This window comes from Natronolimnohabitans innermongolicus JCM 12255, from assembly GCF_000337215.1.
GTDB classification, from domain to species: domain Archaea; phylum Halobacteriota; class Halobacteria; order Halobacteriales; family Natrialbaceae; genus Natronolimnohabitans; species Natronolimnohabitans innermongolicus.
Map to the genome: position 1 here is coordinate 71,800 of NZ_AOHZ01000014.1, position 17,747 is coordinate 89,546.

Below are 17,747 nucleotides of genomic sequence, written 5' to 3' on the forward strand. Positions count from 1 at the left end.
TAGGGGCGAAAACAGCGGAACAGGCGGAGCCGATTGGATGACCGGCGCGCTCTCACGCGCTGCGAGTGCGAGGGAAAAGCCTACATACGTTCCCGGTGGCGTTCTGACCGTGACATCACTCGCCCCGCTGTTCGCTCCGATCCCCGGCGGCCCTGAGCTGCTGATCATCGTCGGGATCGCGATCTTGCTCTTCGGCGCACAGAAAATCCCGAAGCTCGCCCGCTCGATCGGCGAGTCCACCGGCGAATTCAAGAAAGGACAGGCGAAAGTCGAGAACGAACTCGAGGAGCTTCGCGACCCGACCACCGAGGTCGACTCGAGCGCCGAGACCCAGCCGGCCACCGAGGCCCAACCCGAATCGTAACGACTCGCTTCGACTCCCATCGGCTACCTCCCTTTTGTGACAGTTCGCTCCGTAGTGTCATCAGTTTCCTCGAGCGCGTGGATTCGGTGTGCCCACTCGCCCGGTCGCCGTCGCCGTGCGTCGCTCGAGCCCCGATTGCGGGCCGGCGCCGACGGCTCTGTGGGGTGTGGTTCGAATGCTGGTAGTGTGTCGTAGACGCCGTCGGCCCCGGCTCTCCGCCGCGACTCGAGTGGCGAGGGAGTCGACTCGAGGCCGGCGTGTCTCGTTACTCGAAGGACGGGCGCGGATAGATGCGACACCCACAGGGCGAGACGACGCCGACCGTCGGGCCGAGGACCATCGTGGTCGCTCGAGGGCCGTCGCACTTCGGGCAGGTCGGCCGCGCGGACGCGTCGTCTGTGGTCGGTGGTTTCGTCATGTGGATGTCGGCTGGATTGGCTCGATGCGGGCGGTTCGGCGGTCGTTCGGGACGTTTTCAGCACATACCCGGCGACTGTTCGAGAGCGTGCTCTGTTCAGTTTACTGTGCTGTAATGGCTTATATCTACTGCAAATCAAATAGAATAGAGAACAGCGCTCGGAAACCGGTCCCTCAGGCTACTGTGGCCACATGGACCGCGGCCGCAGTCGATCTTTTGACGCAGCTCCCGAAATTCGAATTACTCGGGGTATTGACGACCCCATCGGCGAGAGCGAACGAACCGAGCACGGGCACTCCGAAAATCGACGACAGGACGTGTGCCCTGAATCGTTCCGCACCGAACGTCCCCCTGCCCACGACCGTCGGTTCAACGAAGCAGCCCCTCGATATTTCGATACCGAATATCCGCCCACGCATCGAGCTCGAGGTCGAATTCGTCGAACAGATCGAGGTGTGGAATCGCCTGGTCGGGAAAGAGGTAGTCGCTCCCGAACACGATCTGGTCGTGGTGTGCCTCGAGAAACGCCTGTCCGGCCTCGCGGTCGCGCGTGAGCGCGTTCCAGCCCGCCAGCGTCGAAATGTCGCCGTAGACGTTATCGTACTCTGTGAGCAGGTCCCAGATTCGGCCGCGTGAGGTGATCTCCCCCTCCGGAATGTCGCCGAGATCGGCCGGCTCGACGTCCCCGTCAATGTGCGCCCACCAGCCGTGGGCGTGGGCGACGAAGTCGACGTCCGGATACGAGGCGAGGACGTCCTCGAGACGCGGGAGACCGACGTCGTCCGTCATCGTGTGCTGGTCGGTGTGGAAGATGATCGGAAGCCCGTAGTCGCCACAGCGTTCGTACAGCGGCTCGAGGCGGTCGTCGTCGATGTCCATTTCGACTTTGAGCTCGCCGAACCCGCGGGCACCGCGCTCGATGTAACGCTCGAGCAGTTCGGTCGCGGTTTCCCAGTCGTCGACGTCCCACGGATCGATCGAACAGAACGGCACGAGTCGGTCGGGGTACGCCTCGACCTCCTCGAGCACCCAGGGCGTCGGCACCTGGACCGGGAAGCTCTCGGGCGAATCGAACGGGAGGACGACCGCCCGATCGACGCCGACGGCGTCCATCCAGTCGACGAGTTGCGCCGCCGAGAGCGGCTCGCGACCTCGCGCTCCGGCCGGCGTGATGTGCGTGTGAGCGTCGAACAGCGGAAGGTCGTCGACGTCGTCCGGCCCGCCGTCGTCCGACGCCGCTGTCGACCCGTCGGAACCGGTGTCGGGAGACGCGAACCCGGAGGTGGTTGCAGAGAGGCCACCGTACCCGCCCACGAACGCGAGATACCGTCGCCGCGTCGAAGTCGTCCCTCCGTGCGGTGCGTCATTGGCGTCCGATTCGCTCGAGCCAGAACCGCGAGCGGACGAGTCGTCGGAAGATGACGACGAGCGAGACATATGCTATCGTTCCACAGTACGGCGGATAGTACTATTCCATGACACCCAACAGGTCGGTCGCTCGGTGGACGGTACTCGTCGCCGACTCGCGTTTTGCTCGCGTTGCCGTCGCGTCGAGTACCCGGTTGGCGGTTGGTATCTCGATGGAGTGGTTCGCTCGAGCGGGAGTTGGACGCCTGTTATCACTTCTCGAACGTTCAACCGGCCTCGAGGAACGTGCTGCAGGATTTGAACCACGCGAACGCCTCGCTTCACTCGGCGTTCTCTATTTCAAATCCTTTGCGGACATGATTCGCTCCTCACGTCCGTTCGTCGCAAAATCATGGGCGCTGCAGGATTTGAACCCGCGACAGCTTGGTCCGAAGCCAAGTACTCTGTCCAGACTGAGCTAAGCGCCCTCACTACTGAATTTCCGTCGGTCCCGTATAAGTCACTCGATTTGCACCGGTTGCGACAGACTTCGACACACCGGCGTGATGACCATCTTTCTGCTGTTCTCAGGTGATGAAAATTGCCGCCCGGGGTCTTTGTCGTCGATGACGAAAGAGCACCTGCATGACGGTGAACGAAGCCCCGATCCCGGACGACGGTCGGACCGCAGACGCACCGCTGGAGTTGCTCACGGACGACGAGGACATCTGGACGGCCGTCCCGGCCGACGCCGAGGGCGACGACCGCGTGAGCAAGTGGCTCTCGATCGAGGTCGGTGCGCTCTGTGACCTCGAGGAGTGGCGCTAGACTCGGCGACGGGAGTGACAGCCACGGCCAGCACCTGATCGGGCGATGACTACGGGGGCGGGGAACAGTCTCGAGGCCGCACATCGACGAGCGGACATCCGATGACCGAGCCGGATCGCGGAACTCGAGGCCACAATTTTGCGGTATCTCGACCGGAACAGTCACACTCGAGTGACAGGTATCGGATCGTACCGTTTATCCACCAGCGCTGACCACTCACGCCCATGACAGCGGGCGAGACGAGTCGCGGGTTGCTCGAGTTGACGCGGCCGGTGAACGTGATCGCGGCGAGCGTGCTCACCTTCATCGGCGCGTTTGTCGCAGGCGGGATCACCGACCAGCCGGTCGCGGTCGGGGCTGCGGTGGCCGCGACGGGGCTTGCGGTCGGTGCCGGGAACGCGATCAACGACTACTTCGATCGGGAGATCGACCGGATCAACCAGCCCGACAGGCCGATTCCGCGCGGTGCGGTCAGCCCGCGCGGAGCGTTGCTGTTCAGTATCGTCCTATTTGCGGTCGCGGTCGCGCTGGCGCTGGTGCTGCCGCTGCTGGCGCTCGCGATCGCCGGGATCAACCTTATCGCGCTGGTCGCGTACACGGAGCTCTTCAAGGGACTGCCCGGGCTCGGAAACGCGCTGGTCGCCTACCTCGTGGGGAGTACGTTTCTGTTCGGCGCCGCCGCCGTCGAGAACGTCGCGCCGGCGGCCGTGCTCTTCTTGCTCTCGGCGATCGCGACGCTCACGCGGGAGATCATCAAGGACGTCGAGGACGTGGAGGGCGACCGCGAGGAGGGGCTGAACACGCTGCCGATCGCGATCGGCGAGCGGCCGGCACTGTACGTCGCGACGGCGTTGCTGGCGGTCGGGGCGATTGCGAGTCCGCTTCCGTACCTGTTGCTCGAGGATTTCGGTCTCGCTTACCTGGTCGTCGTCGGGCCCGCGGTGGCGATCATGGGGTACGCGACCTACGAGAGTTTCGCGGATCCGACGGCGGGGCAGGAACACCTCAAGTACGGGATGTTTCTCGCCGCGCTGGCGTTTATCGTCGGGCGGGCAGCGACCATCGTTCCGTCGGGACTGTGAGGGCTCGACGATCGCCCACCGACATCGTCCCAGCGGCCACAACCACCCACAAACCGGCCAGTCGTGGCTGTACAATCAAAAGTACTATAACCCGGATACTGCATCTTCATACCACACGCCGGAGTAGCCAGCGGTCCTCACTGCGGCTGTAGGATGTGAGTATCTGGTATGTATGACCTCGCCGACGTCCTCCCGGATTCGGACATCGACGCCGGGACGAACGTACTTATCGCCGGCCCACCGCTGACGGGGAAGCGAGCGATCGCCTTCGATATTCTCGCGAGTGGTGCCGGTCGTGGCGACGGATCGATCATTGTCACGACCAAAGACAGCGCCGACAAGGTCCTCGAGAGTTTCACCGAGGTCGCGTCCGGAACCGAACCGGACGTCGGCGTCGTCGACTGTGTCACCAAACAGCGAGGCATCGGAACCGTCGACGATGATCCGCGAATCAAGTACGCTTCGTCGCCGGTCGACATGACCGGGATCGGGATCAAACTCTCCGAATTCCTCCAGCACTTCTACGAGGATCGGGGACTGACGGAGAATCGCGTGCTCTTGCACTCGGTGTCGACGCTATTGATGTACTCCGACCTCCAGACTGTGTTCCGGTTTCTCCACGTGTTCACGGGTCGGATTCAAAGCGCCGACGCCCTGGGCCTGTACGTCATCGACTCGACGGCCCACGACGACCAGACCATGAACACGCTCAAACAGCTGTTCGACGCGGTCATCGAACTCGAGGAGACTGCCGACGGCGAAGAGCCCGAGATCCGGACGGCCGGACTCTCGACCTGAAACGCCCGGGCGGCGTCGGTTCATCGTCTCCAAAACGGAGGAGTCGCTACCACCGCGAGCGTCGGGTCCGTCGGAGCCGTTCGCGGACTCCGACGAACGCATGCCCGGCGGACCCCGAAACGTTTCAGCCCTGAACCCGTACTCTCGGGCACCATGCAAGGAGACACCACGGACGAGCTCGAGGCCGTCCTCGAGTACGAGACGATCGCCGTCGTCGGTTGCTCGAGCACGGCCGGAAAGGCCGCCCACGACGTGCCGCGGTACCTGCTCGAGCGGGGGTACGACGTGATCCCGGTCAACCCGTACGCGGAGGAGATTTTCGGCCGACACGTTTACGACGGTCTCGGGGACGTCGAGGAATCTATCGACGTCGTCTGCGTCTTCAGACCCAGCGAAGAGGTGAGCGAAATCGTCGACGCAGCCCTCGAGCGCGACGACGTCGAGGTGATCTGGACGCAACAGGGGATCCGCGACGACGCGGCGGCAGCCCGGGCCGAAGACGACGGCCGAACCGTCGTCCAAGATCGGTGTATGAAAGTCGAGCACCGTCGGCTCGCGGCCTGAGCAGACCGAACGGCCTGAGCAGGCCTGCAACCCCACTCAGGTTCGAACGTTCGACCCCGGGCGGTCGGTCGAAACGCACCGCTCGAGGGACTCGAGCGCGTCCGGGAGCGACGTGGCCACGGCGTCGTCGAAGATCGTCGCCGCGTGAGTACCCGTGATCAGCACGTCCGCGAGCGACTCGGGAGGGAGGTCGACGACGGACTCGACTGCGGCGTCGAGATCGATCGACGCGGCCGACGGCTCGATCGGCGACTCGGCGACGGCCGACGCGATCGTTTCCCGGCGCTTCTCGGCGGGACCTGCCAACTGCGCGCGTAGCGCTCGCTGGCGGTTCTCCGGCACGGTTCGTTCGACCGGCACCGAACAGATCCGCCCGCAGTACCACGACAGCGCCCGACGGACGGCCGCGAGCAGTGCCGCGTCCGAGTGGTAGAGCGTCTCGGAAAACGCGAGCGTGGCGGCTTCGAGCGCGGCGGATCGCTCGGCGAGCAGCGCCTCGAGTCGTGTGGGGGCACCAGACGCCAGAAAGGCCTCGACGGCGTCGTCCGTCGAGTCGGCCGCGGCGAGGTCGCCGTCGTAGAGCGCGCGGGGGACGGTCGCGACGCCGTTGTCGACGTCGGTCGGGAGATCCTCGACGTCGTCGAGGACGGCCAGTACGACCATCCCCTCGGATGCTAGCCGGTGAAGCGCCTCAAGTTGCGCCGACGAGTACCCCCCGGTGGCGTCGACCAGCGCGGTCGCGAGGTCGCCCCAGACGGCACCGCGGTCTTCGAGTCGGCCGAGCGCGTCCTCGAGGGTCGCCGTCGCCGGGTCGACGGACTCCTCGCGGAGCTGGCCCGCGCCGATTTGCCGAACCGTCTCGAGGGCGGAACCCAGATCGACGTCGCTCGGAAGAGCGGCGGCGGTCTCGACGACGTCGACGAAGGCGAGATCGCCGAGCGTGACGCGTTCGTTCAACCGTCGCTTTCGGTGCCGAGCGTCCCACGTCCCGGATTCGTCGATCGCGTCGTCGTGGAGACTGCTCGCCGCGAAGAGGTCCGTCGGAATCGACGCTAGCGCGGCGGCGAGTTCCGGGTCGTCGGTCTCGAGGTCGACGAGCGCGTAGACGAACGCGCCGAGGAGACCGCCCTGGTCGGCGTAGGACCGAGCGGTCGCTCGAACGGCGGGAGAGAGATCGAGATCCCGCGCGTCGAGGAGGCCGTTCAGGGATGAGCCCATCGGTTACGCGTCACTTATCAACTACACGTAATTAGTGTGCTGATTGGGTCGGTCGCTCGATCCCCCGTGTGCGGTCTCGCACGTGGAAATGGAGGCCGGCTTGACATCCTCCCAACCCTGAAGGGCGAGGTTTTGCGCCTGTTCACCCCGAACAGCGGACCGACTGAAACGAGTGACACACTGCTCGCACAGTCCTCGTACGATCAGCCGTGCAGTAACGGTCAGTGACTACGAGAGGACGTGTGTCACCCTGGCCGAACCGAGATGGGGGCGATTATTCGGCGGTCGCGTCGCTGGCTTCGGCCTCGGTGCCGTTGCCCCCGTCCGTGTCGTCCGCGGCGTCGCCGTCCTCGCTCTCGGCCTCGAGTTCGGCCTCGTCGATGGCGGCCTCGGCGAGGATCTGCTCGCCGTCGATGTCGTGTTCGTCGGCGATGGCGAGCAAGAGTTCGCGCTGCTCGGCGATCTGGTGGTCGAGGCGCTCGACCGTATCGTGGGTGTCGTCGACCTCCTCCTCGAGGCCGATAATTCGCTGCTGGAGTTCCTGTACCTGTTTGTACATCGCTTCTGCGCGGTCGGAGAGACCCTGAATCTTCTTTGCGGTGCTGCCAAGTCCCATACGTCGACGATGTGTCGGGGCGCTAATGGGCCTTTTCCTCCGTCACACGAATCGAACGTCGTGTTTGGTGGTGGTAACTAGCACACCAGCGGCGATGCTCCGACGACTGCAAACACCTGGACGCAACGCCTCGAGACGGTATCGCGATTGTTCGGCGACCGTGGAGCGACGACGACGAGATCAGCGCCGACTACACGAACGGCGTCCTTTCGATCGAACTGCAGATCCGCGACGGAGAAGAACCCCGCTCGGGGACCGATTCAACGACGTGACGTCTCGACGGGACGGTCGAAAGAATCGACGCCGAAGCCGACTAGCGGGTCGACTCGTCCACGGCGGCGAAAGCCGCCTGTAAGAACGATACGTCGCGACGGTGACCCTCGACGTATGATCGATTCGAACCGAGGGGAACCGCGACCGACCGGGAGCGATCCGTCTGCGGCCGCTACCCTGACTGGACGGTGACCGACGGTGGTCGCACTCACCAGACGGCTCGCGATTTACGTCGCGTCCCTCCTGTTGCTGATCGGCCTCTACTCGCTGGTCTACCGGTGGGGAATGGCCGCCTTCGAGGGCGAGTCACGGACCTGGTACCAGTCTCTCGAGTTCGTCGTCCAGTCGATGACGACCACGGGTTACGGACAGGACGCACCCTGGGAGACCCTCGAGATGACCGCGCTGGTGGTGTTGATCCAGGTGACCGGCATCGCCTACATCGCGGTCGCGATTCCGCAGTTCGTCGTCCCCTGGCTCGAGACGCTGGTCCAGCCGACGCCGCCGACGGAGATCGATCACGTCGAGGACCACGTCATCGTCGTCGGCTACACCGACCTCTGTGACACCCTAGTCGACGAACTCGAGGCCGGCGGGACGGCGTCGGTGATCGTCGAATCCGACGACGAGCGCGCACAGACGCTTCACGAGAACGGGTTCACCGTCCTTCACGGCGATCCGGGAACCGACGAGACGCTCGAGGCGGCCCGTCTCGAGGACGCGACCGCAGTCGTCGTCGACGCGACCGAGCGCGACCTGTTTCGGACCGTGCTCGCGATCGAAAGTCGGGATCCGACGGCGACCGTCGTCCCGCTGGTTTTCGACCCCGCGGCCGCCAGGTACTTTCGCTACGCGGGCGTCGACGAGGTGCTCTCGCCCAGACACCGCCTCGGAAAGGCCCTCGGCGACCGCGTACGAAACGTCGTCAGTCCGGATTTTACCGGCCTCGAACTGGGAGAGGAACTCGATGTCGCCGAGTTCCACGTCGACCCGGACACCGACCTCTTCGGGGAGCCACTCGCCGCCACGCGGGGCCTCGAGGACGCGGGGAGCGGCGGAACCATCCTCGGTGCCTGGGTCCGGGGCGACTTCGTCACCACGCTGTCGCATCCGGCGACGATCGACGAGAACACGTCGCTGCTCGTCGCCGGCACCGACGACGACCTCGAGGCCGTTACCGATGCGACCGGAACCGCGGGAACGCGCTACCAGACCACGGGCGATCCCGTCGTCGTGCTCGGCGCGGGACTGGTCGGGCAGACGGCCGCCGGAACGCTCGAGCGCGCCGGGCTGGAGTCGACCGTCGTCGACCGGGAAGACGGCGAGAACGTCGACGTCGTCGGCGATGCGACCGAAGAGACGACGCTGCTCGAGGCCGGCGTCGACGCCGCCGAGACGTGTCTCGTCGCGCTCGATGGGGACACCGACGCGATCCTCGCGACGCTTACTGCCAACGCGTTGAACCCGGAACTGGAGCTCATCGCCGGCGCCGGCGCCACGTCGAGCGTCGACGCGCTTCGGACGGCGGGAGCCGACTACGTGCTCGCGCTTCCGAACGTCGCCGGCCGCATGGTCACCCGTCGCGTCTTCGAACAGGAGGTCATGACCTTCGAAGAGCAGTTGCGCCTCCTCGAGACGGACGCGACCGGACTCGAGGGGGAGACGCTGTCGCTCGAGACGATCCGGGACGAAACGGGCTGTATCGTCGTCGCGGTGGAGCGAGACGACGACGTACACACCGCAGTCGACGGAGAGCGGTTCACCGCGGACGATCAGCTGGTGGTCGCCGGTACCGACGCCCAGATTGGCCGGTTCCGCGACACCTACGGTGACCGATCCGATCGCGGGAAGGGAAACGACAATGAGGCGAGCGCTGATACCGGCGTCGACCGCGACGACGAGCCAGACGATGGGTGAAACACACCGATGGAGCAAGCCCGTTCGAGACGTTTCGCGTCGGGAGAACCTCTCCGTACGAGGCCAGTGGAAAGGACGATGCCACCGTGACACGTGGCAACACGCATGGCTGAGGAATCGGAGTTCGATCCGGAGGAGGCCGAACAGAAGGAGATCGGTCGCGAAATGGTCGACGACAGCACCGGCCTCGGCTCCGTCGCGGCGCACCTCTACCGCGGCGAGATGGAGCGCACTGTCGAGTGGCGGAGCCGCCTCGACACGACGACCAACTGGGCGGTAACGGTCACGTCAGCGATCGTCGCCTACGCCTTCTCCGGCGAGGTCTCCCACGCGGTGATCCTCGCCGGGCTCATGATGGGAACTGTCTTCCTGTTCATCGAGGCCCGACGGTTCCGCGATTACGACATCTGGCGCTCTCGAGTGCGGGTCTTGCAGGAGAACCTCTTTGCCAACGCGCTGGATCCCTCCAAGGGAATCGAACAGGACGCCTGGCGCGCGGAGTTGAGCGCAGACTACCGCGACCCGGCGCCGAAACTCGGCTACCGAGCCGCGTTCAGTCATCGGCTACGACGCGTGTACCTTCCGCTGATGAGCGCCGTCTTGCTCGGCTGGGTGTTTCACGTCTGGGCGTTCAACCCCGACGACTCCTTCCTCGAGGCCGCTGCTCTCCCTGGAATCGACGGCCGGATCGTCGTGGGCGCCGTCGCCGCGTACTTCGTCGCACTGCTCGTCCTCGCCGTTCCACACTCCTCGAAAGAACGCGGTGAATCCGGGTCGGCCGAACACGCGGATATCGACGCGGAATAATATAGTAGCCACTGAAACGATTTACACACTGATCGCAACGCTGTACTGCGATCAGGTGTGCAGTGACTTTCAGTGGCTACTATACAGCCGCGACGGAAACGACCGCCCTCGAGTGCGTCGCAGGCTGGCGATTTCGGGAGACGAAAGGCCCTTAAGTTCCCACTCCCTACGAGTAACTGGATAGGTCGGGCAGTTAGGTCCTGCTCGAAACCCGCACTATGGCCTTTAGCGGGGACCGAACACCGCGGGCGTCCGGTCAGACCGACCGGGGCCTCGGGAGCCAACGTGGAAGCCTCGTCCGTCGGGGACAGCGGTCCACGATGGTCGTCCGCAGGGACGTCCCATCGTGGTTAGCCGGCGACAGCCCATCAGGCGCGGAAGCGAGCAGTGGACCGCCGGACACCTGTCGCTCGACGGGTCGCGGGGTGGAGAAGGCAACCGAGATTCCCCCGGTCGGAACGCCGGGCAATCGCGGCTTCCACACTCATACTGCATTCGGAATTATACTCGAGCAGCGCCGCTGTTTCTACAGGAGCGACAGTAGAGCACCGTTCGTCTGTTCGCCGATACGGCGAGTCGGTGGTCCGACGATCGGTCGATCGGGACGTTCCAATCGGGCGATCGAATAGAAAATATTAGGGATGTCGACTCGCTGACTACACGTATGCTCTCGCGTCGGGTCCTCGTCGGTTGCTGTCTGGTCGTGTTGCTTCTCCTCGGTGGGTGCGTCAGTTACACCGCGCCCGGCGACGATCCGGACGAACCCGCCGACCCCGATGTCGATGCGGAATCGCTCTTCGAAGCGGCGTTCGTCCACGGCGACACCCTCGAGGACGTCGAGGGGACGGTCATCAGCGAGGCAACCGACGGAAATCAGACGCTCGGCGACCGGGAACGGATTCAGGAACGCCCCTACACCGACCGTCGAAGCGAAACGCTCGAGGCGTCGAACGCCGACCGAGACGGAACCGTCTACGTCGCAAACGAGACGACGCGATGGTGGTACTATCCGGAGTTGCAAGCCGCGGACTACTACGTGCCCGCGGACGCGCCGTTCGACGACGACGAGATTCGAGCGGAGCGAGCCGAGACGGCCGAGACGGAACTCGAGAAACACAATATCGAGTATCGCGGCACCGAGGAGGTCGCGGATCGAGAAACCCACGTCCTCGACGTCGAAGCGAAAAACGAGACCGTCGAGCGCGGGATTTCGGTGCTCGTCGGCAACACCGAGTACATCTACGCGCTCGAAACGGTCGACCTGGAGGCCGAAGACGAGTACCGAATCGTCGAGCAGACGCTGTGGATCGACGCCGAGTACGAGTACCCGCTCAAGGAGGAAGTCGTCTGGGAAGGACCGGACGGCACGGAGATCGTCATGACCGAACGCTTCGAATCGGTGACGTTCAACAGCGGGTTCGGCGACGAGACGTTCGACTTCGAGCCGCCGGACGACGTCGATGTGTACGAGGACGGGTGAGCGTCGGCCGGTCGATCAGGCGGTTCCGATTCAGATTCCACGGCCGTTCCGACCGAACTGCCGATTCTACCGGCCCGGATCGGTGGGTCTCGATCCCGAGACGCATGAAAAAACTTAGGATCGTTCTGGACAGGATACCCCCTATGGCGTCTCGCCGACTCGCGATACTTCTGGGGGTACTCGTACTGATCGGTCTCGCCGGTTGCGTCGCCGTATCGCCGCCGTCGAACGCGGGCGACGAGCCCGACACGGAAGCGCTCTTCGAGCACACCTTCGTTTACGGCGACGACCTCGAGGACGTCACCGGCGAGATGACGATCGAGGTCACCGGCGGCGAGGAGTCGATTTCGGAGACCGTTCGCGTCTACGACCGACCCTACGCCCACGACCGCGAAGAGGTCCTCGAGACCCCGGATCCCGAACGGGAGGGACACGTCTTCGCCTCGGATCCGTCGGGGGCGTGGTGGTACTACCCCGAACAGTCGCTCGCGGAGCGCCACGAGGCAGCCGAACCGTTCGAAAGCGCCGAGATACGGTCGGACCGCGCCGAGATGGCCGAGTGGCAACGCGAGTGGTACGACCTCGAGTACCGGGCCACCGAGGAGATCGCCGACCGGGAGGCCCACGCCCTCGAGATGGAACTACGGGAGGAGGCGATCGAAGACGGCGTCTCGGTGCTCGTCGGCAACACCGAGTACGTCTACGCGCTCGAGACGGTCGACGCGCCGGACGAGCTCACCGTCGTCGAACGGACGGTCTGGATCGACGACGAGTACGGCTACCCGCTGAAAGAGCGACAGGTCTTCGAACTCGGCGACGGCGAGCGGTACGAACTGGTCGAGCGGTTCGAGACGGTCGAGTTCAATTCGGGCCTCGAGGACGAGACGTTCGCGTTCGAACCGCCGGAAAACGTGACGATCGAAACGCGGTAGGCGAGTCGGCGACGAGTTTCTGCGTCAGAATCGAGGGGTTCGGAGCGTCACTCGGCCGTTTGACCGACTGCGCGCTGGCCTTCGAGTGCGAGGCCGCCCTCGAGCGTGCGAACGGGGTAGGGGATGTCGATTCCCTCCTCGTCGAAGCGCTTCTTGACTTCGGTGACGTACTCGCCGCGAATGCGGACGAAATCGGCGCGCGAGGGATTGTCGATCCAGATGCGCGACTGAAGACCGACGTCCGAATCGCCGAGTTCGGTCAACCGAACGGACGGAGCGGGGTCGTCCATGATTTCGGGGTGGCGTTTGGCTTCGTCGACGATGATTTCGGACGCCTGCTCGATGTCGTCGTCGTAGCCGATACCGAAGACGAATTTCATGCGCAGCCGATTGCCGTCGACGGGGTTTTTGAGCGTGCTTTCGGTGAGATTCGAGTTCGGAACCGTCAGCAGTTCGTTGTCGAACGTTCGGACGCGGGTCACGCGGAGGCTGATGTCTTCGACGGTACCGGCGTAGGTGCCGTCGTCCCACTCGATCCAGTCGCCGATTCGGAACGGCTTGTCGACGTAGATGAACATGCCCGCGACGAAGTTCGCGATGACGTTCTGGCTCGCCAGCCCGAGCGCCAGCGTGCCGGCGGCCGCGATACCGGCCATCGACACGAGGAAGTTCCCGAAGCCGGCGAAGCCGAAGGCGATCGCGATGGCGAAAAAGAGCACGCCGAATCGAGTCAGCATCAACAGCGGATTCTGCGCGTGCTCGTCCAGTTCCCGTTTATCGAGTGCCCGGCTAACGAGCGGTAAGACGACGTATCGACCGACGCCCATCAGGACGACGAACGCCACCACGAACTGGATGACGCTCTCGACGCTCCCGGCCTGTGCGGCGTTGAGCGGAGTCGCGTCCTCGAGTGCGCTTCCGACCGCGCCGAGCCCCCCGGCCTGTAACACGGCGCCAACCGCACCGCTCATCGATGCAGTACGGCCGTGTGCCCGCGGGTGTCGATCAGTTCGGCATCGACGCGGTCAGCGAGATCCGCCGCCTTCTCGTCGGTCGAACTGCCGGCACGGGCAGCACGGAGGAACTTGACTTTCACGAGGTCGCGGTTTTTCAGTTGGTCGTCGAGTTCGTCGACGACCGACTCGAGGCCGCTTTTGCCTACCCAGACGGTGACGTCGAGATCGTGGGCCTCCTGCTTCAGTTGCTGTGTATCCATAGCTGTGCATAGCGAATGGAGCCGTTTGAATCTTCCCGAATCGAAACTCGAGAATCGTCGATTTCGGCCGCTGTGGGAACTGTCATTCGGTTGTACCTATCGGCGGAAGCGCGATCCCTACGGCGTGTCGTCCTCACGCTCCGACGCCTCGTCGTTCCCGTCGTCGTTCCCGTACGGATACCGCGCGTGGGCGCCGCAGTCACAGGTGATGACGACGTGGCCGTCTTGCAACCGAACGCGTGCATTCCGTCCCGGCCGCAGGTACGCATCGCAGCGATCGCACGTAAAGCGTCGAAACTTTCGAGGGAGCGCGAGTCGATTTCGTTCGGCGACGCGGCGCGCGAGGCGGACGTAGTAACGCGCCCGGTCGTGGTCGTCCTCCGTTGCCGCCGCTCGAGCCAGCTCGTGGAGGCGCTCGATTCGCTCGGCGGCGATATCCATACGCGCACTTGTCGCGGTCGACGTATTGGTGTTGCGTCTCTCGGTCGCCGGCGGCGCGCCGAGAACGGCAGCGTTTTGCTCGCCCCGTCGAAACCATTCGCCGAAGCGTGAGTGTCAGCGTTTTCCACTACTTCGAGTGTGCAGTCGCCCTCGAGCGCAGCGATATCGGCACGACCACTGACCGACAGCGACTGGTCCTCGCGGAAGTCGCCGACTCGAACGCGCGATTGGGTCCGCTCGGGCGCTCCCTTCGCCGGCTCTCCATCGATTGCAGACAGCGTGTCCCGGGCCACCGTGCTTGGGCCGCGTCACACCGACGGCATCGACTGTCTGAAATGCGAGACGACGGCCGAATTCCCGACGGGAATCGAGCGGCTGGCAACCGACCCGTCGCGCAGGCGACGACTCGGCGAGCGACCGCGAGCGACGGCCACCGAACGCGGCCTCGAGCGGGCCGAACGTGCGCTCGTAACCGGCTGTCGTCGGACGTTTCTCAACGAAGTTACCGTGTTCACGCACGCCTTCGTGAGCGCCTCGACGAGTGGAAAAGTATTTGGGACTCCCCGGTAGGCAAATGAAGTACGCAATATTGTTATATATCAACAGCAAAGAGGTGTAATAGACTGAATGAAACGTAATCCAACCGATCCGGACGACGGCGTCAGTCGACGCTCCGTCCTGGCTGCCGGCGCAGCCGGGCTGTCGCTCTCGATGAGTGGCTGTATGGATAACGTCAGAAGCGTCGTCAGCCGGGATGGAGACGAGCAACTGTCGCTCTCCATTCTCACGGTCCCCACAGAAGACGGCCGGGCGACCGCCCAGATCGCCGACCACCTCGAGGAGAACCTCCGAACGGTCGGAATCGACGCCTCCACCGTCATCCGTTCGCGGTCCGAGTTTCTCGAGCAGTCGCTGATCGACGGAGATTTCGACATCTACGTCGGCCGCCACCCCGCGGACTACGATCCGGACTTCCTCTACGAGGCCCTCCACTCGACGTACGCCAGAGCCAACGAATCCGGCTGGCAGAATCCCTTCGGCTTCGCGAGTACGTTGTTCGATCGGAGACTCGAAGAGCAGCGCCGTCTGGACGGGGACGAGCGACGAGAACTATTCGTAGACAGGAGCTACAACTTCCTCGATACGCTGGCGGCGGAGAAACCCTTCGACCCGATCTGTCGGCCAAGCGAGATCCGCGTCGCCAGAAGCGACCGCTTCGACGGCTGGGACGAGGACCACCGTCATCTGGCGACCCGAACCGGGTATCTCGGCCTCGAGCCGACCGACGACGACATCGAACGGTTGACCGCCCTCGTCACGGACGCACGCCCCTCCCGAAACGTCAATCCCCTCTCGGCGACGGTCCGCGAACGCGGAACGGTCGTCGACCTCCTGTACGACTCGCTCGGAACCGTCGTCTACACCGACGAGGGGATCGAGGTCGCCTCGTGGCTCGCCGAGTCGTGGACGGAAGTCGACCGAGACGAGATCGGCCACCCGGACGACGAATCCAACGGTGACAGCAAAACGGACGACGAACCCGACGGTGACGGCAAAACAGACGACGAATCCAGCGGTGACAAGACCCCCGACGACTCGGACGACAAGACAACCCTCGAGATCACGCTTCGAGACGGCTGTACGTTCCACAGTACCGACGACGATGATGACGGCGAACCGGTCACCGCACGGGACGTCGCCTTCACGTATCGGTTTCTCGAGGACACCACGCTCGGCCAGTCGTCGACGCCAGCGCCCGCGCCCCGGTACCGCGGTCAAACCAGCGCCGTCGACGAGGTCGTCGTCGCCGACGACGCCGACGATACGCTGTGGCTCACCGTCGACGGCGGTAGAGACGTCGCCGAGCGCGCACTGACCGTGCCGATTCTCCCCCGGCATATCTGGCTCCCGGAACTCGAGGACCGAATCAGCGACTTCGACGATTTCTCGGTCGAACAGGGCGAGTGGAGCCTCGTGACGACGGACTCGGTCGAGCCGATCGGCAGCGGCCCCTACCGGTTCGAGAGCCAGTCCGAGCGGAGCTACCTCCACCTCGAACGGTTCGAGGACCACTTTACGCTCCGGGAAGACCTCGAGGAGGATCACCTTCGCGGTCCGCTCGTCGACGAACTGCGGTTCAGCGTCGAACCCAACAATCAGGGGGCGATCAGTCGCGTCGAAAACGACAGCGCAGACCTGATGTCGTCGTCGATCGACGCCCACGCCATCGGCAGAATTCCCGAAGACCACGACGACGTCGTCCGCCTCGAAGACGACTCGTGGACGTTTTATCACGTGGGATTCAACATGCGACGGACTGAACTGGGCTTCCGGAAAGCCGTTTGCCGCCTGATCGACAAGGAGTGGATCGTCGAGAACATCTTCTACGATCACGCCGAACCGCTCGCGACGCCCGTAACCGACGCGTGGACCCCGGATCGACTCGCGTGGGACGGCGAAGATCCCGAGACGCCGTTTATCGGAACCGACGGAGACGTCAACGTCGAGGCGGCCCACGCGATGTTAGAGTCGGAAGGGTACACGATCGACGAGGACGGAGCCGTGCTGAGGCGAGGCTAATGCTTGTAGAGGTACTGACGCGGGTTGCAATCGTCGTCGGAATCTTGCTTCCGGTCTCGCTAGCGCTGTTCATCGGCAGGGAACGACTCGAACGAACGATCGTGGAGCTGCGGCCGCGGCTCCGGATCTGCGCTCCGTACCTCGCCGTACTGGGCCTCGTGTTGATACTGAACCGAGTGATGCGACAGACAGCCCCGAATATGGGGTTTCACGCGACAGAGCTCATCCGGGATATCGAGGGCGATTTCATCCTGATCTTTCAGGAGATCTCGACGCCGGAGCTGACGGCGTACTTTAGCGCGATTTACGTCTACGGCTACGCGTTCCTGCTGATCTTCCCGGGAGTCGCGTACTTCGCTATGTCGGATACGAAGACGTTCCGCCGACTCATGGCGGCGTACTCGCTTAACTACGCTATCGGAGTCGTGTTGTACATCCTCGTGATCGCCTACGGGCCGCGAAATCACACCATCTTCGCGTCGGAGCTGGGGGTCATGCTGTACGAACACAGCCCGCAGTACCAGCGTCTCACGCGGGAGGTCAATCGGAGCGTCAACGTCTTCCCGTCGCTGCACACCTCGCTGTCCGCGACGGTCGGAATCTTCGCCTACTACACGCGGGACAGCTATCCGAAGTGGTTCGTCGTGGCCACCGTCATCGCGGTCAGCGTCATCATCTCGACGATGTACCTGATGATCCACTGGGCGGTCGACGTCGTTGCGGGGCTCGCGCTCGCGGTCGTCTGCGTTGCCCTGGCGAACAAGATCGTCGGCCGCTGGAGCTACGACGACGTTCGCGGCCGACTGACCGATCTGCGCCGTCGACTGGATCGGTAACCCGCGCCGCGTCGGAAACTCGACGCGCCG

Annotated in this window: 18 protein-coding genes, 1 tRNA gene and 1 other RNA gene; 12 read left to right on the forward strand and 8 right to left on the reverse strand. The window is 64.2% G+C overall.

Features of this window, described 5'->3' with window-relative positions:
• The first annotated feature begins 109 nt into the window (after positions 1-109).
• Entirely contained in the window at positions 110-364 is a 255-nt protein-coding gene (locus C493_RS02785) for a Sec-independent protein translocase subunit TatA/TatB (RefSeq protein WP_007257879.1), read from the forward strand.
• A 265-nt stretch (positions 365-629) separates the two neighbouring features.
• Here the strand turns inward: C493_RS02785 and C493_RS23325 are convergent, their stop codons facing one another.
• The 3 genes from C493_RS23325 to C493_RS02795 all read right to left on the reverse strand — a co-directional run bounded on the left by C493_RS23325 (position 630) and on the right by C493_RS02795 (position 2,617).
• Positions 630-782: a hypothetical protein gene (locus tag C493_RS23325; RefSeq protein ID WP_162832286.1), complete on the reverse strand. Its 153-nt coding sequence runs from the start codon at positions 780-782 to the stop codon at positions 630-632.
• Between the two features lie 369 nt (positions 783-1,151).
• Positions 1,152-2,096 carry an amidohydrolase family protein gene (locus C493_RS02790; RefSeq protein WP_007257880.1) on the reverse strand — a complete coding sequence of 315 codons (945 nt, stop codon included), beginning with the start codon at positions 2,094-2,096 and terminating at the stop codon, positions 1,152-1,154.
• Between the two features lie 446 nt (positions 2,097-2,542).
• A tRNA-Arg gene (locus tag C493_RS02795) sits at positions 2,543-2,617 on the reverse strand.
• A 157-nt stretch (positions 2,618-2,774) separates the two neighbouring features.
• On the opposite strand from C493_RS02795, the gene C493_RS02800 reads away from it, so the two are divergent.
• The 4 genes from C493_RS02800 to C493_RS02815 all read left to right on the forward strand — a co-directional run bounded on the left by C493_RS02800 (position 2,775) and on the right by C493_RS02815 (position 5,401).
• Positions 2,775-2,957: a DUF7511 domain-containing protein gene (locus tag C493_RS02800; protein WP_007257881.1), complete on the forward strand. Its 183-nt coding sequence runs from the start codon at positions 2,775-2,777 to the stop codon at positions 2,955-2,957.
• Positions 2,958-3,181: 224 nt separating this feature from the next.
• Positions 3,182-4,039, forward strand: a complete 858-nt coding sequence (locus tag C493_RS02805) for a geranylgeranylglycerol-phosphate geranylgeranyltransferase (protein ID WP_007257882.1) — start codon at positions 3,182-3,184, stop codon at positions 4,037-4,039.
• Positions 4,040-4,207: 168 nt separating this feature from the next.
• Entirely contained in the window at positions 4,208-4,837 is a 630-nt protein-coding gene (locus C493_RS02810) for an RAD55 family ATPase (RefSeq protein ID WP_007257883.1), read from the forward strand.
• Between the two features lie 153 nt (positions 4,838-4,990).
• Positions 4,991-5,401: a CoA-binding protein gene (locus tag C493_RS02815; RefSeq protein ID WP_007257884.1), complete on the forward strand. Its 411-nt coding sequence runs from the start codon at positions 4,991-4,993 to the stop codon at positions 5,399-5,401.
• Positions 5,402-5,437: 36 nt separating this feature from the next.
• Here the strand turns inward: C493_RS02815 and C493_RS02820 are convergent, their stop codons facing one another.
• A complete protein-coding gene (locus tag C493_RS02820) occupies positions 5,438-6,619 on the reverse strand; it encodes a class 1 isoprenoid biosynthesis enzyme (protein WP_007257885.1) in 1,182 nt (393 codons plus the stop codon).
• A gap of 274 nt (positions 6,620-6,893) precedes the next feature.
• Positions 6,894-7,235 (reverse strand): DUF5798 family protein, encoded by a 342-nt coding sequence (locus C493_RS02825; RefSeq protein WP_007257886.1) that lies wholly within the window; start codon positions 7,233-7,235, stop codon positions 6,894-6,896.
• 471 nt (positions 7,236-7,706) lie between these two features.
• Here C493_RS02825 and C493_RS02830 point away from each other — a divergent pair, with 471 nt between their 5' ends.
• From C493_RS02830 to C493_RS02845, 5 genes are all read left to right on the forward strand, one after another.
• Positions 7,707-9,425, forward strand: a complete 1,719-nt coding sequence (locus C493_RS02830; RefSeq protein ID WP_007257887.1) for a potassium channel family protein — start codon at positions 7,707-7,709, stop codon at positions 9,423-9,425.
• A gap of 105 nt (positions 9,426-9,530) precedes the next feature.
• Entirely contained in the window at positions 9,531-10,232 is a 702-nt protein-coding gene (locus C493_RS02835; protein WP_007257888.1) for a DUF2270 domain-containing protein, read from the forward strand.
• 173 nt (positions 10,233-10,405) lie between these two features.
• An RNA gene (gene ffs / locus C493_RS22000) (signal recognition particle sRNA) lies at positions 10,406-10,717 on the forward strand.
• A 179-nt stretch (positions 10,718-10,896) separates the two neighbouring features.
• Positions 10,897-11,712, forward strand: coding sequence for a LolA family protein (locus C493_RS02840; RefSeq protein WP_007257889.1), 816 nt, complete (start codon positions 10,897-10,899; stop codon positions 11,710-11,712).
• Positions 11,713-11,855: 143 nt separating this feature from the next.
• Positions 11,856-12,644 carry a LolA family protein gene (locus C493_RS02845; RefSeq protein WP_007257890.1) on the forward strand — a complete coding sequence of 263 codons (789 nt, stop codon included), beginning with the start codon at positions 11,856-11,858 and terminating at the stop codon, positions 12,642-12,644.
• A gap of 47 nt (positions 12,645-12,691) precedes the next feature.
• On the opposite strand, the gene C493_RS02850 is transcribed toward C493_RS02845, so the two are convergent.
• The 3 genes from C493_RS02850 to C493_RS02860 form a co-directional block, all read right to left on the reverse strand.
• Positions 12,692-13,615 carry a mechanosensitive ion channel family protein gene (locus tag C493_RS02850; protein WP_049889093.1) on the reverse strand — a complete coding sequence of 308 codons (924 nt, stop codon included), beginning with the start codon at positions 13,613-13,615 and terminating at the stop codon, positions 12,692-12,694.
• Complete coding sequence (locus C493_RS02855) at positions 13,612-13,860, reverse strand: YhbY family RNA-binding protein (protein WP_007257892.1); 249 nt, start codon at positions 13,858-13,860, stop codon at positions 13,612-13,614. Before C493_RS02855 ends, C493_RS02850 begins: the two co-directional genes overlap by 4 nt.
• Before the next feature lie 117 nt (positions 13,861-13,977).
• Positions 13,978-14,301, reverse strand: coding sequence for a ribonuclease P protein component 4 (locus tag C493_RS02860; protein WP_007257893.1), 324 nt, complete (start codon positions 14,299-14,301; stop codon positions 13,978-13,980).
• A gap of 627 nt (positions 14,302-14,928) precedes the next feature.
• On the opposite strand from C493_RS02860, the gene C493_RS02870 reads away from it, so the two are divergent.
• The gene (locus tag C493_RS02870; protein WP_007257895.1) at positions 14,929-16,881 is read left to right on the forward strand and encodes an ABC transporter substrate-binding protein; all 1,953 of its coding nucleotides are present in this window, start codon (positions 14,929-14,931) and stop codon (positions 16,879-16,881) included.
• Positions 16,881-17,717 (forward strand): phosphatase PAP2 family protein, encoded by an 837-nt coding sequence (locus tag C493_RS02875; protein ID WP_007257896.1) that lies wholly within the window; start codon positions 16,881-16,883, stop codon positions 17,715-17,717. Before C493_RS02870 ends, C493_RS02875 begins: the two co-directional genes overlap by 1 nt.
• Positions 17,718-17,747: the final 30 nt, after the last annotated feature.

Bases quoted from the DNA above. Each gene is read 5' to 3' on its own strand.
- C493_RS02820 (WP_007257885.1), bottom strand. From the start codon at position 6,619: ATGGGCTCATCCCTGAACGGCCTCCTCGACGCGCGGGATCTCGATCTC.
- C493_RS02870 (WP_007257895.1), top strand. From the start codon at position 14,929: ATGAAACGTAATCCAACCGATCCGGACGACGGCGTCAGTCGACGCTCC.
- C493_RS02835 (WP_007257888.1), top strand. From the start codon at position 9,531: ATGGCTGAGGAATCGGAGTTCGATCCGGAGGAGGCCGAACAGAAGGAG.
- C493_RS23325 (WP_162832286.1), bottom strand. From the start codon at position 782: ATGACGAAACCACCGACCACAGACGACGCGTCCGCGCGGCCGACCTGC.
- C493_RS02855 (WP_007257892.1), bottom strand. From the start codon at position 13,860: ATGGATACACAGCAACTGAAGCAGGAGGCCCACGATCTCGACGTCACC.
- C493_RS02860 (WP_007257893.1), bottom strand. From the start codon at position 14,301: ATGGATATCGCCGCCGAGCGAATCGAGCGCCTCCACGAGCTGGCTCGA.
- C493_RS02845 (WP_007257890.1), top strand. From the start codon at position 11,856: ATGGCGTCTCGCCGACTCGCGATACTTCTGGGGGTACTCGTACTGATC.
- C493_RS02840 (WP_007257889.1), top strand. From the start codon at position 10,897: ATGCTCTCGCGTCGGGTCCTCGTCGGTTGCTGTCTGGTCGTGTTGCTT.
- C493_RS02800 (WP_007257881.1), top strand. From the start codon at position 2,775: ATGACGGTGAACGAAGCCCCGATCCCGGACGACGGTCGGACCGCAGAC.
- C493_RS02875 (WP_007257896.1), top strand. From the start codon at position 16,881: ATGCTTGTAGAGGTACTGACGCGGGTTGCAATCGTCGTCGGAATCTTG.
- C493_RS02850 (WP_049889093.1), bottom strand. From the start codon at position 13,615: ATGAGCGGTGCGGTTGGCGCCGTGTTACAGGCCGGGGGGCTCGGCGCG.
- C493_RS02815 (WP_007257884.1), top strand. From the start codon at position 4,991: ATGCAAGGAGACACCACGGACGAGCTCGAGGCCGTCCTCGAGTACGAG.
- C493_RS02825 (WP_007257886.1), bottom strand. From the start codon at position 7,235: ATGGGACTTGGCAGCACCGCAAAGAAGATTCAGGGTCTCTCCGACCGC.
- C493_RS02810 (WP_007257883.1), top strand. From the start codon at position 4,208: ATGTATGACCTCGCCGACGTCCTCCCGGATTCGGACATCGACGCCGGG.
- C493_RS02805 (WP_007257882.1), top strand. From the start codon at position 3,182: ATGACAGCGGGCGAGACGAGTCGCGGGTTGCTCGAGTTGACGCGGCCG.